Source organism: Vibrio sp. 779(2023) (assembly GCF_033344285.1).
Classification (GTDB): Bacteria; Pseudomonadota; Gammaproteobacteria; order Enterobacterales; family Vibrionaceae; genus Vibrio; species Vibrio alginolyticus.
In genome coordinates this window covers 1-1200 of sequence record NZ_JAWPOM010000157.1, presented here as the reverse complement: position 1 = coordinate 1200, position 1200 = coordinate 1, and the positions used below count along the sequence as shown (strand labels likewise).

The 1200-nt window shown below is 46.5% G+C and carries 3 protein-coding genes; 1 reads left to right on the top strand and 2 read right to left on the bottom strand.

Going from position 1 to position 1200, the window contains the following annotated elements:
- The coding region (locus R8O70_RS25725) for a DNA polymerase III subunit psi (protein WP_318184526.1) at window positions 1–79 on the bottom strand (79 nt) is incomplete at its 3' end.
- Between the two features lie 51 nt (window positions 80–130).
- Here R8O70_RS25725 and R8O70_RS25720 point away from each other — a divergent pair.
- Complete coding sequence (locus R8O70_RS25720; protein ID WP_005456073.1) at window positions 131–580, top strand: hypothetical protein; 450 nt, start codon at window positions 131–133, stop codon at window positions 578–580.
- 67 nt (window positions 581–647) lie between these two features.
- Here the strand turns inward: R8O70_RS25720 and R8O70_RS25715 are convergent, their stop codons facing one another.
- Entirely contained in the window at window positions 648–1151 is a 504-nt protein-coding gene (locus R8O70_RS25715; protein ID WP_169608792.1) for a GNAT family N-acetyltransferase, read from the bottom strand.
- Window positions 1152–1200 lie beyond the last annotated feature (49 nt).

Here is a 1200-nt window from a genome sequence, read left to right as displayed (position 1 = left end):
CTGCCAACCTTTCTGGGTGAATCAACTCCCACGAGGTGATTCCCATTTCGTGTAAATACTGTTTCTCGTTAATTGACATTTTTCGTCACCTGTTTGAACGAGGCAATCCTATCAAAAAGTCAGAGGTGTTATGAAGCTTTTCCAATCACTCTTTACTGTGATGATGGTAGCGACCATCAGTTTTTCCACATTTGCGAGCAGCAATAATGATGACTGGGAGCTGATCGCAACCAAGACCGTCAACTTCCAAACGGAGACAGACACCGTTACGCCAAATAGTCTGCTCAAAAACCGTAACTTCAGTAAAATCAAAATAAAGTGCATTCAAGGCACCGTCGATTTAAAAGACATCAAAGTCACCATGACCGACGGCAGCGAGAAAAAACTCACATCAATGGGCACGCTCACCAACGGAATGTCAACGCGAGCTTGGACACTACCAGGAGCGGAGGACGCGAAACTTAAGCACCTTGAAATGAAATACAGCAGTTGGGGAAACATGAAGCTCGACGTGTTGGGTGTCAGCAAAAAAGCAAAAGTCGAAATCTGGGGCAAAAAAAGAACCAAAAACGCTCAATAAACGTCATGCTTGTCGAATGAATGATGAAAAGCAAACAGCCCGCTATTTCAGCGGGCTGTTTCAGTATTTAAAGCTCTGAGAACTCAGGCGCGTAATCAATACGTCCAGAACGTCCTGCACATTGGCCCTCGACGAGTTCAGCTATTCGAAACGCACCTTCAGGCACTTCCCAAGCGCATTCAAAGCCCATCTCTTCACCAGCATTGAAACCTTGTCGTGCATAGTAGTCAGGTTCACCCAACACGACACAGACTGGATAACCGAAATCACGCAGAGATTCGAAACCTTCTTTAATGAGTTCAGCACCAATGCCTTGACGGCGATAGTCCTCATGAACAGCCAATGGTGCAAGCCCTTGCCACGACAAATCTTCACCATTTAATGTAACTGGGCTAAATAAAGCATGGCCAATTACCTCACCTTCATCCGTACACGCCACCAGCGACAAGGTCAGCTTGCCGTTTTCACGTAAACGCATCACCAAGTTGGCTTCTGCATCGGTTGGAAACGCATGTTTCAATAGGCGGTCAATGGTCAGAATGTCCGCAGGGGCTTCAGTTCGAATAAGCATTCGCTACTCCGGGTTGTTGTGCAGGCTCTTGAACCCCTTTTTGGACAAA